At 59.8% G+C, this 14166-nt stretch carries 9 protein-coding genes; 6 read left to right on the top strand and 3 right to left on the bottom strand.

Annotation, left to right across the window (positions count from 1 at the left end; all coding sequences use genetic code 11):
* Window positions 1-64 precede the first annotated feature (64 nt).
* From ACYX7E_RS02595 to ACYX7E_RS02585, 3 genes are all read left to right on the top strand, one after another.
* Window positions 65-286 (top strand): benenodin family lasso peptide, encoded by a 222-nt coding sequence (locus ACYX7E_RS02595; protein ID WP_462078971.1) that lies wholly within the window; start codon window positions 65-67, stop codon window positions 284-286.
* Between the two features lie 63 nt (window positions 287-349).
* Window positions 350-1030 carry a lasso peptide biosynthesis B2 protein gene (locus ACYX7E_RS02590; protein ID WP_462078970.1) on the top strand — a complete coding sequence of 227 codons (681 nt, stop codon included), beginning with the start codon at window positions 350-352 and terminating at the stop codon, window positions 1028-1030.
* A complete protein-coding gene (locus ACYX7E_RS02585; protein WP_462078969.1) occupies window positions 1030-2775 on the top strand; it encodes an asparagine synthase-related protein in 1746 nt (581 codons plus the stop codon). Before ACYX7E_RS02590 ends, ACYX7E_RS02585 begins: the two co-directional genes overlap by 1 nt.
* On the opposite strand, the gene ACYX7E_RS02580 is transcribed toward ACYX7E_RS02585, so the two are convergent.
* The 3 genes from ACYX7E_RS02580 to ACYX7E_RS02570 form a co-directional block, all read right to left on the bottom strand.
* Window positions 2776-4890 (bottom strand): Atxe2 family lasso peptide isopeptidase, encoded by a 2115-nt coding sequence (locus tag ACYX7E_RS02580; RefSeq protein ID WP_462078968.1) that lies wholly within the window; start codon window positions 4888-4890, stop codon window positions 2776-2778.
* 49 nt (window positions 4891-4939) lie between these two features.
* On the bottom strand, window positions 4940-7375 hold the full coding sequence (locus ACYX7E_RS02575) for a TonB-dependent receptor plug domain-containing protein (protein ID WP_462078967.1): 2436 nt from the start codon (window positions 7373-7375) through the stop codon (window positions 4940-4942).
* A 456-nt stretch (window positions 7376-7831) separates the two neighbouring features.
* A complete protein-coding gene (locus ACYX7E_RS02570; RefSeq protein ID WP_462078966.1) occupies window positions 7832-8077 on the bottom strand; it encodes a helix-turn-helix domain-containing protein in 246 nt (81 codons plus the stop codon).
* Window positions 8078-9048: 971 nt separating this feature from the next.
* On the opposite strand from ACYX7E_RS02570, the gene ACYX7E_RS02565 reads away from it, so the two are divergent.
* From ACYX7E_RS02565 to ACYX7E_RS02555, 3 genes are all read left to right on the top strand, one after another.
* The gene (locus ACYX7E_RS02565) at window positions 9049-12312 is read left to right on the top strand and encodes a tetratricopeptide repeat protein (RefSeq protein WP_462078965.1); all 3264 of its coding nucleotides are present in this window, start codon (window positions 9049-9051) and stop codon (window positions 12310-12312) included.
* Window positions 12313-12463: 151 nt separating this feature from the next.
* Complete coding sequence (locus ACYX7E_RS02560; protein ID WP_462078964.1) at window positions 12464-13219, top strand: abortive infection system antitoxin AbiGi family protein; 756 nt, start codon at window positions 12464-12466, stop codon at window positions 13217-13219.
* Window positions 13220-13363: 144 nt separating this feature from the next.
* Entirely contained in the window at window positions 13364-14161 is a 798-nt protein-coding gene (locus ACYX7E_RS02555) for a hypothetical protein (RefSeq protein ID WP_462078963.1), read from the top strand.
* Window positions 14162-14166: the final 5 nt, after the last annotated feature.

Genomic DNA, 14166 nt, shown 5'->3' with positions numbered 1-14166 from the left:
TGCCTCGATTCGCCGACTCACGTCACAGTCCCAGATGATTTCCTGGTGATCACCTAAAGATCACTTGAAGATCAGAAATCACCGCTCCTACGCTGCAATTGCCATGGAATCGCCATGGCGCAACCAGCAGGAGAAGGACATGAACGTCAGAAACGACAACACCGCACGTCCGGAAGTGCAGGACGACATCATCGAGCTTGGTGTGGCGAGTGTGGACACGCATGGTCCCGGCCTACGCGGCGAGGACGACGGGGCTCCCATTTTTCCAGGCATCTCGGAAGAATGAGCCCTCACTGCATGCATGAAACGAGGCGCACCGAAAGGTGCGCCTCTCAGTGGTGAATCCGAAATGTTCTACAGGCTGCCGGACAACCTCTCCTACTGCCAGGTGGATGATCACCTGGTCTTTCTCGACACGAGAAAGGACCGATATTTCCGCCTCTCGAGCGCTATGGAGCGCGCATTCCTCGCCTACATGAAAGGTGGCCCCGATCCAGGAATCCCCCCATCCGTGCTGATCGACCACAACATCCTCGTTCCATCCTCGGATGCCACTGTAAACGTGCCTGCTCCTTCAGTTCCTTGCCCCACCCGCAGCGCGGTGGAGGAATCACGAAGCAACGACCCGGTCGATATCTCAATGCTCCTGGATGTGTTCTCTGTTGTCTGTTCGATGCGTGCCCAACTAGCAGCACGAAACCTCAATAACATTCTCAGTTCGCTGTCCGCTTACCGGCAAAGCAGAGCACATAGCCCAGCCGTCGCCGCAACCCATACCGAGGCAGAACATCTTTCGCAGGTTGCCGTCATGTTCTGGCAGGTACGTGTCTATGTCCCTGTCACGCCGCGCTGCCTGGTCGACTCACTCTCTCTGGTCAAAGTGCTCGCCCGTCGAGGCTTGTACGCGAATATCGTTTTTGGCGTTACTAGCGATCCGTTCGCGGCCCATGCATGGGTTCAGGCCGGCGATCTTGTACTGAGCGATACGGTCGGCCACGCGACCTCCCACACGCCGATCAGGATTGTGTAATGGGGTACCGATACATTGCGCTGATACAAAGTCCAGGCCGGAAGTCTGACGTCAGCCTTGCCATCGAGCAGTCACTTAGCCGGTCGGGGCTACAGCGCCACCCAACGGCAGGCGCCATACAGCTGTTTGCTGCCCCGGACACACCCATCCTGACACTCGCCGACGGTGTGATCATCATTGGTCATCTGTTTGAACGCAGCGGCACGCGCATTGTCGACGGGCTCCAAGTCCCGATCTGCCCGGGAACCGCCCGACCATTCAAATCGTTGCTCGACGATTATTGGGGTGAGTATCTGGCTATCCAGTCGATCGCCGGTCAGGAGACTGCGGTGGCCGTCATTCGAGATCCATCCGGGGGTATTCCCTGCGTTTATTCGACCCTTCAGAACGGCTCCGCCTTTCTGACTTCCGACGTCTCTCTTGCGGAGAGCATCGGCCTGTATCGCAGGCGGGTCGACTGGGACAACATCAGACACAGCCTGAGCTATCCCAATCAAACGACGTCACGCACCGGACTAGCAGACGTCAGCGTGCTATTGCCAGGCTGCATGCTACGGCTCGCTGGCGAGAGAGTGTCCACTGATCAGGACTGGAACCCCTGGGACTTCGTTTCCCCAGCCCGCCGACACACCAACCATCGGGAAGCCTCCGCCGAGCTCCGGCAGACGGTGGAATCCGCAGTCAGAGGCTGGGCCGATGTCGATGACTCCATCTTGCTGGAGCTGTCTGGAGGACTTGATTCATCCATTGTCGCTTCATGCCTGCGAGGCACGTCCGCGCGTATCACATGCTGCACGCTTGTGACTCCCACTCCCGGAGCGGACGAGCGGCAGTATGCCTCGCTGATAGCAGATGAGCTGGGAGTTGAGCTCCAGACGGAAATGCTGGATTTCGAGCAGGCAAGATTCCGCTTTGTTCCACCATGCAGTACGGTGTCGCCACGGATCGGCGCGCTTCAGTATGCGATCGACGGTGCCATGAGCGCTGCGGCGGACCGCAACGGTGCCACAAGCTTCTTCAGCGGATCAGGTGGCGATACCGTGTTCTGCTACTTGACCAACGCCGCACCGGCGGCGGATGCCCTCAGGGAAAGAGGTCTCGCCGCAGGATTCTCTGCAATACGGGATTTGTCCACACTGCATCAATGCACCTTGTGGAACGCTGCGAGATTGACCCTGAAGAAGCTCCTACGTCCACCGAAGGCGCCACGCAGCCCTTCCAGCACATTCATCCATCCGTCAAGCATCGCCGCTACTCCTGACGACCATCCCTGGTTCAATGCGCCCGCCGGCGCGCTGCCCGGAGATCGAGAGCGCATAGCGGGTCTCGTCGATACCCATTTATTCAGGGAAACCGCTCCCCGCGCGGTGCATCGGTGGCGACGGACGCCATTGCTCGCCCAACCGGTTGTCGAAACCTGCCTCAGGACGCCGTCCTGGATGTGGATAGCGGGGGGTGAAAATCGCGCCGTCGCACGCGCCGCATTTTCGGACGTCTTGCCAGAAGCAGTTCTGAAGCGCCGGAGCAAAGGAAACTTCATTAGCTATCTCGGTGGTGTCTATCGGCGGAAGAAGGTTGGAATGCGTGACTTCCTGCTCTCTGGATTGCTGCAAGAGCACCGACTTCTGAATGCCACGGCACTGAATCGCTTCATGGATCGAGAGGACCTGCCGATCCGGGACGGATCGTTCCTCGAGATCTTCGACCTATGCACGATCGAGAACTGGCTGCGCCATCAACGCTGACTATCCGCCCGGCTGATTCGCCAGACCCGCCCTTCCGTCGCGCCGGGCTTTCATCTCACGCCACCGCGTGTACTGTTCCTGTTTTGAGAAGGCAGGATCCTCGTGATCGAGCAGCCAGAATTTGAACCAATCAAGATTTCTCTCATAGACAGCAAGTTTGTGCCTCGGCTGGAACTTGAGATGGCCCTCTTCCGGAAAAACGTGGAGCTCGGCCTGGCGGTTCTTGATCAACGGGATGGCGTAGTCCATGGATCGGACGTACTCATGCTCCGCGAGTTGCATCAGGATGGGGGCATCAACCGTCGCAAGATTGTGCGCCATCGACTGCTTGCGCCACCGCTCAGGCGTCTCATCGGGACTACCCAACTGCCTGTACTTACGCACTGCCGAGTCGAATGAACCATCATGAAGATGGCGCAGCGCGTATCCCAATGGGGTCAGGGCTACTGAACTGACCGACGCCGCCGAGAGCAGATCGGAGTTGACGACCGTCCACAGTGTCACTTCAGTGCCCAGGCTGAGTCCGCCCATCCCGACTCGGGTGCGGTCGATCTCTCCTGCTGAAGACAACAGCTCCACTGCGCTCCTGACCACCGCGAGCCCTGACTCATAACGTTCCACTGCATCCAGCTTGAGCGGAATGTGATTGATGCAGAGCGCTGAGATTCCGCTTTCAGCCAGCGTCACCAGCGGCCATTCATCGCCAAGGCCGCCGCGGACGAATCCGGAACAATTGTAGTAGTTGACGAACAGCGGAGGCAGCGCACCATCGCTGCGCCGCGCTGCAAAAAACTGTCCGGTGACCGTTTGTCCGCTCTCATTTGTCCAGCGAAGAAACCGAGCCGGCACGCTGGCTGCGATCTCCAAAGCCAGGCCGGCATTCGGTTCAAACAGGACACGCCGTTGGCCGCTATCCAGATCGATCCGCTCCAGGCGCGGCGGACGGTCCGCTTCAGCGGCAACGCAGACCATCACCTGCGCGGAAACACCACAAGGACTACGCTCGTCACGCCCTCCGTTGATCAGACCGCGAGACGCTGCAACCGGATGTACGGTATCGGTCTCGAAATTCCAGCGAAAGATCGACTGCGCCGAGCCCTCGTCGCGATCCGTGACAGTGAATAGCACCTCCTGGTGATGGGGCCGCCATAGGGCGCTGGTAATCGCCTTGTCAGTACATTGCTCGTTCCCACATCTGATCGGCTCTCTGCCCAAGCCCAGCTGGACGGCGAGCGTCGCATAAGGCTGCCCATACATCCCCCGCCCATCGCCCGCACCCGTCAGCGTCGCGATCCGCCCAGTACGCGGGTCGCGCATTCCCTCGGATGCCTCGGCTTGCCCATCGGGCTGGGCAGGGATCACCCACGGAAGTGACGGCGCCTCGGAAGGTGCAAGCTCACGCCGCTGCCCTGTCACCAGATCCACCACCTTCCATCGACTTGGGACATCTGACAGCAATGAGGCGCGATGAAGCTCGATCCCATCGCGGTACCGCTGGGTCGCCGGCCGCCCCAGGATGTAGCCGGAGCGGAGGAGAGGCGGCCCGATAGGCACGGTGTCGTCGATGCGGATGCCATGATCGTATTCCGCTTGTTCCGCTGCACGCTCCTGTTCGCGGGTCGCGCCCACCGCGTAGCTCAACGTGCGGCCATCGGCGCTCAGTGAGAACGCCCGGACATCAGCGGGATCCAGCGTGACGGGCTCTGCCCGCGAGCCGTCAGCAGCTGCACGCCAGACATCGATGGCGCCGTTGATCATGGCCCCGTAATAGATCCAGCGCCCATCCGGCGACCAGACTGCAGGCGCCGGCGCGGAAACACCCCAGACCTCCTGCATGGCGAAGCCTCCGTCGCCTATGCGGCGCGGAGGCGCCGCGCCTTCAACATCTTGCACATACCAGGACGTCTCCAATGCATTCCGTTCGACGTGGGCGCGCTGCAGCCTGAATACCACGCTGTCCCCGTCTGGGGACATGACCACATTGGCGAGATCAGCCGTCTCCAGCAGCTGGCGGGGCGCCACCGCCTGGACAGGTTGCGCGCATGCGAGCACCCCCAACAACAACCCCCATACAGAGCGCTGAGGCTTCTGCCCGCTGTTCGATGTCAGTTCCATGCCAGTGCCCCCGTATCAAGACCGGATGGTTCGGTCGAAGTCACCAAGATCACCATTGCTTGGCTACCGACAGGCTCAGGAAGCGCCCGATCGCCGGGTAGTTCGTCGAATCGTACGGCGCGACGAAATCCGGATCTGATGTGGCATAAAGCGGAGGATTCCGGTTGAGCATGTTGTTCGCAGTCAGCGCAAACTGCAGGCGGGACCATGCATCGCGGCGTTCTCCTGCGTCGTATCGCAACGTGGCGTCGAAAGATGTGAACGAAGCTCCCTTCACGCCATCGCTGCGGTTACGCACTCCACTGAGGTAGCTGGCAAACGCCGAGGCAGAAACTCCACCTCGATTCCAGATGACACCCAGGCGACTGTTGACCTTTGCCGGGTTGTGCAGCGTGCCCGCAAGATCATAGGCGGACGGCATCCCCAAGGTCTGCTGGGTACTGTCGAGCCAGCTCGTGGAGCCCCGCAGCGTGAGCTGACCGGCGGGCAGCATGAACCGATACGAGCCGGACAGATCGATACCCTTGATCCGTTGCGTGGTGGCATTGACGAATCTCGCGTAGAACAGTGCGAAGACCCTGTCCGGATCGAAGAGTCCACTCGTGGTGTCGATCAGCACATTGGCCCCTGCGATTTCATCCAGCACGGTCGCGGATCCTGGCGAGAACACCACGAACTCCGCATAAACAGGATCGCGCAACACGTCGGCATAGTTGTTGATCGGCTGCACCACGCGATCGCCGTACGCGATGTAGAAGCCTGTCAGCTCCGCCTCCAAGCCCGGCAGCGACCGAGGATGCCAAGCCACAGAGGCGGACCAGGTGTCGGCTCGCTCCGGCGCGAGATCCGGATTTCCGCCACCAATGGCAACCACCGTCTCATCCGGCTGATAGCCGGTTCCGCCGAAGGGCCCCGGGGTGCCGATCTGGGCAAACGACGTACTGAAACGCTGGTGCAACGTGGGTGCCTTGAAGGACTTCCCCCAGGACGACTTCAGCGTGAAGCTCGCGCCCGGCCGCCAAATCAGACCAACCTTGGGGGTGGTGACGCTTCCGAAACTGTCGTAGTGCTCATCCCGCAATGCAGCCGTTGCCACCAGCCGCTCCGGTTGCGAATCGGCTGAGCCCGCGCCGATCAGCGGCAGGTTCAGCTCTGCGTAGGCAAAGCGGCTCCCTTCCCGGCCGTCGATGTCCATGACGCCCGTTAGCAGATTGACGTTCTCGAACGCGTTGTTCCGGTATCCAGTGCCAATCGCGAGACGCGCCTCTCCTGCGGCGGTTTCGAAGACAGGACCTTCAGCACCGATCTCGTACATACGGCTTTGGTTGCAGAAGCAAGCTTGGCGGTCCTGCACCAGAGCGCCAGTCACGCGATCGAGTCTTTGGGTGATGGTCCGGTGCTCGTCCCTGCCCCAGGATCCGCTCAACGACAGCGTCCAGCCATGCGGCAGGACGACATCGATGCCTGGCGCCACGAAGCGCGATGTCGTCTCCGGCGTCAGCCGGTTGTATGCGCTGTGGGAATTGAAGTAGTAGGCATAGTCCTGCTCGCGCCTGCTGCTTGACGCGTCCAGGCGCAAGTCGACGATTCCCTTCAACGACTGGTGCGCGCTGAGCAGGCCGCTGCGCAAGTCGCTGCCTGGGTAGATGGTGGTTGGCGCGGGCAGATGGCGGGTGTAGTCACGCTGTCGCGCATGGATGGGATCAATGGACACATTTTTGTAGGCCACCATCAGGCCACCGCTGTTCCATGTGGTCCCGGCAGTGCCCGTGTATTCCCGCGTCCCCAAGCCGCCCCCCGTGGCGGCGCCATAACGCGCCCCCAGGCGAACACCTTCGAAGTCACGCCTGAGCATCACATTGCCCACGCCGCCGACGGCATCGGATCCATAGATCGCCGAGGCGCCATCGGCCACGATCTCGATTCGCTCCACGGCTTCCACCGGGATCGCACTGATGTCGACCGCCTGCACAAAGCCGCCGTAGGACATACGGCGGCCATTCAGCAGCGTCAGCGTCGCGTCCGCCCCCAGACCACGCAGGTTCAGACCGGAGCCGCCTGTCACGTTCTGATTGGCAAGGCCTCCGCCGGTCACATTGCCCATCAACACACCCGGATTCTGCCCGCCAGAGAAGTTCTGCGGCACGCTGCGTATCACCTCGCCCAGGTCGGTGAAGCCTTCTTCTCGGATGCGCTCGGATCCAATCGCGATCACTGGCGAAGGCGTTGTACCGCCGCGGATACGCGTGCCAGTGACGGTCACCGACTCAAGATCCGTCGTGGGAGGCGTCCTGTTTGATGTCGTCGTAGGTGGAAGTGCTGGAGCGGGAACCGGCAGGGCTTCTTGCTCCGCATTCTCTTCCTGGTCTCCGGTCACGATGGTCGTGTCCGCGGCCGCTTCCTGCGCCAGAGCCATTCCGACCGTGCCGGTAACCATCGCGAGTAAAGCGATCGAAATGGCGTTGCGTAAGGTGCTTGTCTTCATGTGATGTCTTTATTCCCCATGGTTGCTCGTTCCCGTGGAATTCGGTTCTTCTCTACCCAGAAAACTCCCGATCTCGATGCGTCTCAAGTGCGCACGATGGAGTTCTGTTCGCTTTCCGCGATTGATCACGACAATGCGACCGTGATCGTTCTGAGCAGTTCAGAAAATTGACTCTTGTTGCATGCCACCAAGCCTGCCGGCTTAGCTCCTGATGTTCTACAGAATATGAATCTACTGGCTATCACTCTCTTTATTGATCTTGTCTTTGCAAGATTTTCTGATCAGCCGTTCTCAGCCGATATGACGAGTGAATAATTCGAGGAACTCGTTGTTTTCCGCTTGTCACCTGGCATAGATCTGTTCGAATCGTCGCCAAGTCCTGATTGGGAGTTTCGTAATTCTTTGGTTGCAGCTTCCAGGCGGAAGGCTCTACTCGACTAGCAGTCATGAAACCACCTACTCACATCGAGGCTGCAGCAGTTCAGTGACGCAAACACCGAGGGCCTTAGCTAGGCGCTCAAGGCGGTCAATGGATATGTTGGTGACGCAGCGTTCAAGCTGGGACACATACGTGCGGTGTAACTGCGCTTTCTCAGCAAGTCGCTCTTGACTGAGATTCTTGGATTCGCGCAGGCGACGAATGTTTGCCCCGATGTGGATGCGGGCACTTGGCGCGGATGATGTCGATGGATTTGCATGCATCCATCAAGTTTGTTCGAGCGTCATCCTTCGTTCTACAGATTATAAATCTACTGCTTATGTTCTACATTCAAGATTAGCTGTTCGAGCATCCTAGAAAGGAACCCGAGCTCGGGCGCATCAAGTTGACGCGATCACTTCATGATCGCCTTGGGTCTTAGCTCAAGTCTTCTGTATTTTTCTTTGTCGCAGCCAAGGCGCCCGCGAACACGTTTCAGCCGCCCAGGTGCGAGAGGCAAGAGAGCTGTCTCAGAAGCGGATAGCCAAAGCAGCTGAATCCGATCAGATTAGGCATCGCAGCATTGGCTCCGCATCTCTAACGCCTGATCAATGAACCTGTACGGTAGGCGTTAGTATTGAGATTCGCTATGGTGGAACTTTTGCAGTCTCTATGAGACAAAGAAAAGCCCCTAATTTCTTAGGGGCTGTCGCTCCAGCGCTTGATGGTGTGGTTTCCCGAAAACACCGACCCCCAGTCGGAGTCCTGCCTGACGATTGTCGGCGAGGATGTCTCTCTTCTTTATTGCGCTTTCGCGGGTGTCATGGCTTGGGCGACGGATCGATCTTGCGTCAATGCCCGGATCAGGTCTTTAGGGAAAAGTCCCTGCGGCTTGTAGGATTTTTCCTCTTCGTACAGAGAGAATGATTGGCAGCGGCACTCGACCGGCTAGAGCACAGCATTCGCACTACCAAGGACGCGCGTTCAACGCCGAAGCAGGTGATCCCTATCCTTGGACATGGAAGACCTACAACCATCGCGAAGCGATCACCCCAATCGGGCCGAGGTGGCCAACGCTTGTGAGGCATTCCATACAGAGCAAGCATGCCCGCTTTCGACCCAAAGCGGACGCGCCGAGCACCCTACGCTTCATCCTCAGGAACTGTCCCTGACACCATTAATCAACGACCATGCAGTGCGAAGGCCGCGTTTCGAACGGGTCGATGGGCGGCTCAAGATCCCAGAGAGACAAGCCATGCCCGAGGGAGCCACGTGGGGCTGGCACACTGGCTTTCTTGATTCATTCACCAGTACTGGAAGGATGCAGATGCAGGATCCCGCCAATCGCCCCACGCCGTCGCAATTCATGCGCATGTTGCGACCGGAGCTGTATTCGGACTCGGCGTCGCGGATCCGGTACCGCCTCAACGCGGAGGTACTTTCGCACCATCTGGAAACCATCACCGAGCGAAACCAGACGCAGGACTTCGAGTTGTTCTGCCGGAAGCTGTGCGAGCGAACGATTTGCCCCCATTTGCGTCCCGCAACGGGCCCCGAAGGCGGCGGTGACAGCAAGGCTGATACCGAAACGACACCGGTCGCGGAGGAAATCAGCAAGCTCACCTACGTTGGCACGGCCAACAGCGGCAGCAAGCGCTGGGCGTTCGCGTTCAGCGCTAAGAAGAAGTGGGCCGAGAAGGTCCGATCCGACGTGGCCGGCATCGCCGCCACCCATCGCGGCTACACGCGGATCATCTTCGTGACCTCGCGCGCGGCCCGCGCCAAAGACCGGGCCGCGCTGGAAGACGCCCTCTCCAACGAATACTGCATCCCAGTCACGATCCACGACCGCTCCTGGATCATCGAGGAAGTCGTCGAAAAGGACCGTCGCGACCTCGCGTTCCACTACCTGGGGATCGGCGAGGAAACCAGTGACAAGGACCTGGGGCCGTCAGATTACTCGCGCTCCCGGCAGCTGGACGAGATCGAACGGGAGCTCGCGGACCCGACGGCGTTTGTCGGCATGCCCATGCAGCGAGCCGCCGACGCCTTGGTGGCTGCCAAGCTGGCGCGCGGCGTGGAGTTGCCCCGCACCGACGTCGAGGGCCGCTTCTTGCGGGCGATCCGACTGTCCGATGACGGCGGTACGCATCGCCAGCAGCTGGTGGCCCGCTATGAGGCGCTCTGGACCGGAGTTTGGTGGTACGACGACATACCCTCGCTGCTGTCGGGCTATGACGCGTTCGAGGCCCTGGTGCTCGACGACAACCAGGCGTCAAATTTGGAATTGCTGTGCAATCTGGCGCAGGTCCTTTTCACCACGGTGATCACCGGCCAGATGACACCAGAACAAGTGCAACTGGAACCGCGAATCCGGCGGCTGTCCTCCAGGCTGGATGCGCTGGCAAAGGACGCGGAGCGACCGAACAACGCCCTCGAGGCGACGACGTCGCTCTTGGTCGTCCGGGTCAATCTGGCGATGCTCGCGCAGGATCGGACGACGCTCGCATCGCTGTGGCCCCAGTTCTGCGATGTGCTGTCAAAGGCGGAAGGGCTGGGTGAATTCGACGCCGCACGGCTGTCGCAGTTGATCGAGCGGTTCGGCGATGTAGCCGGTGACGATCAAGGCTATCGCGATCTGGTCGATCAGTTGGCAGACTTCACCACCAAGCGCACGGGCGAGAGCGAAGGTGCGTTGGTCCTGTTGCGCCGCGCCCGGCAGCTCGACTTTGACCAAAACATGGAGATGATCCGATTGCTGGGTCGTGCGGCGCGGCTGCTCTCCAAGAAGGAGCATGCGCAGGAGCAGGTGCGGGCGCTAGCAGAGCTCTCCGTGGCGTACAAGAGCGCCGGGTTGGCGTGGGCCGCCCGGGCGAGCGCGACGTCCGCGGCGGTGACGATGTTCGTGGACGCGGAGGATGGGAGTGAACTTCCCGCCAGCGTCTTCCCGATACTCATGAACGTCGCGTGGATGGCACTAGCGCTGAAGTACCTGCCCGAGGTGCTCGACACCATTCAGGTGGCTCGCGGCTGTCTGGCCGCACTGCCGTTTGACGAGGAGGCCGCGGTGCGTGCCCGCGAACAGCTGCAGGAGTTCGACCTAGTGCTTGCCTGCCAACTGGGCACACTGTCGGAGGCGGAACTGTCGTGCTTGCCGTCGATGCCGGACGTCCTACGTGGGCTGGACTTGCTTCACAGTTGGTCTGCCTTGATGTACCGACTGGGCTACGAGGACAAGCTCCGGGCGGAGGGGTGGATTCCCGCCAGTGAATCGGCAGACGACGTTGCCAAGCTCTTCGCGCAGATGGCCGCGCAGCCCACGGGCGTGGCCCGCTGGCGGCCGGCGGTACTCAATGACGAGCCCACACAGACGTGTGCCACGGCCGTGTTGGGCGTGCGAATCGATGTGTCGCACGAGCCCACCGACACCGCCATCATTGTCGCCGAAGCCATCGCGGGCTCGATCGAGGGGTTTTTCGCTACCGCGTTCGAGTTGGAGGCCTTCGGCCACGTCGAGCGATTCAATGTGTGCGTTGTGGAATCGGACACCCGCAACTTCGTTGTCGAGACCGATCTCGACCACATGAGAATGACCGTACATTGCCCCCAAGGGGTGTTCCCCGGGTCGCCCGGTGTCTATGCGGACTTCCAGCGCATGTTGTTCGAAGTGGCAACGAGGATTTTCTGGGCGACCTGCCACACCCAGAGCCACGGCGATGCGGGGGATCGTCTCTTGGGGGGCGATTCGGCAGCAGACAGGCTCGCCACGATTGCGTCCTTATGCTTGAGCCGGCATCGCATGTTTGGGGGGGTCGCGCGGCTGAAAAAATGGGACCAGCACGATCCGCACAAGTACGAGCTGCGCTCCGATCGTCCCACCGTGGTGGCGCAAGCACCATCAGCGCGTCCAATCGAGAAGGACGGCACTGACAAGGATGTGCCTCCGAAGGTCACCAACCACGACGACGTCGCGGTGCTGTCGGTGATCGATGTGCGCTTGTGGGATCAGGCCGGCTGGACAGGCACAGCGTTCGGCAGCTTTGGTGATGCGGTGCCGCCGTTCCTTGCACTGATGTTCAAGAACCAGCACGCCGCGACCAAGCTCTTCGAGCGCTGGCGGGAACGATTCGGAAGCAGGGATGAGTCGGAGGAGATCTACATCGGCATCGTTCGACGGTACTCAGCCGAGCATCCGGCGCACTACGGCATGGTAGTAACGTCTCGGCTACCGGACGATAGCGACTCGCGGACGCAATTCTCCACCCTTGTCTCGCGATCACAGTCGATGACGCCGGACAATGACGTCAACCTCAACCGGTTCCTGAAAGATTACGAGCGCATCGGTGCTTACTTGCTGATGCCGATGGTGTTGCAGGACGGTCAGGCGCAGCCGACGCTTCTCCGGAATATGTTCGTGCTCAAGCGCACGCTCCATGTAAAGCGGGCTGCCGACGTGGGGCCCTTCGACCCCGAGAATCTGTTCCTGGGGCCGCGGGGTCTGAGTCCACTGAAGCGATGAATCGACGTTTCGGGCTGGAACCGACCCGAAGTGGACGTTAATCTGCCTACAGGCGCGCGGCAGTGTCCAAGTCACTCTGCCTTTCCGTATAGCGAGGCGATCAAACAGCCTACTTCAGGCATCTCTGCCAAGATGCCCAGGGGAAATAGCAATGTCCATGCAGCGATACGTCGGTCAAAGGCTGTACCACTTGGTGGGTAGTCGGCAACCAGATGCCGACGAAGCGAATTTCGAGACCCTATGCGCGATCCTGCGTTCGATGGAGCTGAGGACCTGCGAGGTCGCGGGCCAGCGTGGAGGAATCCGTACCGTTCGAGACCCGAGTCGCCCGATCACCAATGGAGAACCGATCCAGCAGTCCGTGGTCTGTTTGTGCGACATTCCGAGGGAAGATCTACCGTTTCATGCGCGGCGCTATGGCCGTTTCGGTCTTGGCGTTTGTCGATCTGTGGTCGCCCAGTGGGGCGGCCGCCCAGTCATTTACATCCCGTTCTCCAGAAAATCTCACGGAACTTGGGGCGCCCGATTTCCGGCCCTAATTAACTCCATACTTGAGGGGCTCGATCGCTTCTTCCCTGACTCGCCGGACACTCGGTCGAAGCTCGAGGGTGCCCCGGCCCAGGACGCTCAGGAGGCAGCGGATGAGGCGAGTAGCCTGATTACTCGAGACGTCCAGGCTTTCCTAAAGTTCTGGGACGTCGATCTCCCCGAAGACCACCCTGAGAACTTCTACATGGAGCGGGAATGGCGCAAGTTCGGGAACCTTGGGCTAGCTTCGTGCCTTCAGGAGATAATCGCACCTCCTCAGTACCACGACGCGTTGCGATCAATCATGGAGAGCCTAAGAACTGGCGGGAGGTACCTCATCGGAGAGCTCGAATTCACGAGCGTTGCTGCCCGAGCATGAGTACTGGGAAAGCCGTGGCCGACAATTGCCGGGGGAAGAACTGGCTCAATCTCAATGAATGTGAAATCGAGCTTTAGACTATCTGCGGAGCAGGTAATCATCGACGTCTCAGCGAGACGGCACCCATTCCGGGTTCAAAATAACTTGAACAAGTACGACGATATTCCGACGCTGACAGACGACGATCGCTGGATCGTGGAGCTGTTGCGTCAAGAGAAGAACGACTGGAGTCGAAAGGGATTTGAATCCGCGTTACTGCACCTATCGTGCGCACATCGGATCGCCAACGTGGATCCAGAAATGGCGATGTTCCGCGCAATCACTGCAGAAGAAGAAGCGGCGACCGCATTGCTCAGGGCAGTCCAGTCTCTCGGCTATACCAACGCGTCCCGGCTGCGGGTTCGCAACCACGTTCACAAGGCCGCTGTGTTCCCATTTATCGCGTCCATCTCCAAGCATGCTTCTAATCTTAAGTTCAATGGTATTAGTGAGATTCGCCTTGGCGTGCCGAAGGAGGGAGAACGACCACGACTTACTTTGGCCTTTGTTCTGGACGGCGCCCGAGCTGGGCAATACGCACATCCGAACCCACCGCTGAATCTTCATCTGCGGGAAGGGGACGAGAAGTCCTTTCCGGACTACCGGCGCTATTTTCTGGAGGCGGTGGGACGTACTGGATATGAAGATCTGCGAAAGTACTTGGAAGTCAAGGCAAACGAGCGGAATCTGATCCTCTACGCGTCACAGCAAGGCCTCTTGAGGCTGAGGGAACTGCCGCCGGACTACCTGAGGTTCCAGAAGGTTCGCGTAATGGCAGTACTCAAGGCTGCGCTGCTCATATGGCCATACAACGAGATCCAGCCCTTCGTCGAGGAGGCTATCGAAGCCTTTCTAGGCTTGGTCGAGCGGTTGAGGGCTGAGCGAGGAGCTGAATTTGGATAGTACTA

It is taken from the genome of Luteimonas sp. RIT-PG2_3 (assembly GCF_054902115.1).
Note: the sequence above shows the minus strand (reverse complement) of the source record. Positions and strands in the feature narration are given on the sequence as shown.

Excerpts from the sequence above, each read along its gene's own strand:
- ACYX7E_RS02590 (WP_462078970.1), top strand. The coding sequence starts at position 350 with ATGTTCTACAGGCTGCCGGACAACCTCTCCTACTGCCAGGTGGATGAT.
- ACYX7E_RS02585 (WP_462078969.1), top strand. The coding sequence starts at position 1,030 with ATGGGGTACCGATACATTGCGCTGATACAAAGTCCAGGCCGGAAGTCT.
- ACYX7E_RS02580 (WP_462078968.1), bottom strand. The coding sequence starts at position 4,890 with ATGGAACTGACATCGAACAGCGGGCAGAAGCCTCAGCGCTCTGTATGG.
- ACYX7E_RS02575 (WP_462078967.1), bottom strand. The coding sequence starts at position 7,375 with ATGAAGACAAGCACCTTACGCAACGCCATTTCGATCGCTTTACTCGCG.
- ACYX7E_RS02570 (WP_462078966.1), bottom strand. The coding sequence starts at position 8,077 with ATGCATGCAAATCCATCGACATCATCCGCGCCAAGTGCCCGCATCCAC.
- ACYX7E_RS02565 (WP_462078965.1), top strand. The coding sequence starts at position 9,049 with ATGCCCGAGGGAGCCACGTGGGGCTGGCACACTGGCTTTCTTGATTCA.
- ACYX7E_RS02560 (WP_462078964.1), top strand. The coding sequence starts at position 12,464 with ATGTCCATGCAGCGATACGTCGGTCAAAGGCTGTACCACTTGGTGGGT.